Raw genomic sequence first — 1,156 nt, forward strand, 5'->3', positions numbered from 1 at the left:
GCCGCCGGCAAGAAGTTCGAGTACCCCGTGAGCTGGGGCTGTGACCTGCAGACCGAGCACGAGCGCTTCCTCACCGAGGAGCACTTCAAGCGCCCGACCTTCGTCACCGACTACCCGGCCGAGATCAAGGCCTTCTACATGCGCATGAACGACGACGGCAAGACCGTCGCCGCGGCTGACTGCCTCGTTCCCGGCATCGGCGAGATCATCGGCGGCTCCCAGCGCGAGGAGCGCCTCGACGTCCTCGAGCGCCGCATCCAGGAGCTCGGCATGGACCCGGAGCAGTACAAGTACTACCTCGACCTGCGCCGCTACGGCGGCTGCAAGCACGCCGGCTTCGGCCTGGGCTTCGAGCGTCTGGTCATGTACCTCACCGGCGTCGACAACATCCGCGACGTCCTGCCGCACCCGCGCACCGTGGGCAACGCGGACTTCTAGACCGTTGATTCGGGGCGGGCACGGATTTAGCGGCAAAGAATCAGCGCGAAATCTACGCCCGTCCCTGAGCTCGCACGACGATGGAGGATGCAATGGGGATCTGGTCCAAGAACCTCTCTCGCCGCGCGTTCATTGCCGGCATGGGCGCCGCGGGCCTCGCGGGGTGCTCCGGCGGGGCGTCTGCTGCGGGCGGTCCTGCGCCCGCAGCCAAAGAAACGATCTATGATCGCGGCGTCGACGCGGCCGGAGGCGCCGGCTCGGAGACCGACGCCTCGCTCTCAAAGGACGCGCAGGTCACCGTGGGCATGGTGGGCGACATCCTCGTGCATACTTGGGTCTGGAAGCCGGGCGTGGCCGAGGACGGCTCGCGCAACTACGACGGGATCTTCGAGCACGTGAAGCCCATCATCGAGGCGCTCGACGTGGCGATGCTCGACCAAGAGACGATCCTCGGAGGGACGTCGTTCGAGTTCTCCGGCTACCCGTGCTTCAACAGCCCGCAGGAGTTTGCCGACGCGGAGGTCGCGGCTGGCTTCGACGCGGCGCTTCACGCGTCGAACCATGCGCTGGACGTCGGGTTCCCGGGCATCGAGGCAGATCTCTCGTACTGGCGCTCGCGCTTCCCGGACATCGTGGTCACGGGCATCGCGGACACCGAGGAGGCCTCCCGCGCCGTCCCGATGATCGAGCGCGCGGGCCGCAAGATCGCGCTGCTCAA

2 protein-coding genes are annotated in these 1,156 nt (G+C 67.3%); both read left to right on the forward strand.

Annotation, left to right across the window (positions count from 1 at the left end):
* On the forward strand, positions 1 to 438 hold a 438-nt coding region (locus ACT84W_RS08750; RefSeq protein WP_444328936.1), incomplete at its 5' end, for an amino acid--tRNA ligase-related protein.
* 92 nt (positions 439 to 530) lie between these two features.
* A partial coding sequence (locus ACT84W_RS08755; protein WP_444328937.1) for a CapA family protein occupies positions 531 to 1,156 on the forward strand: 626 nt, incomplete at its 3' end.

The sequence above is a fragment of the Paratractidigestivibacter sp. genome (assembly GCF_052362415.1).
GTDB lineage: Bacteria > Actinomycetota > Coriobacteriia > Coriobacteriales > Atopobiaceae > Paratractidigestivibacter.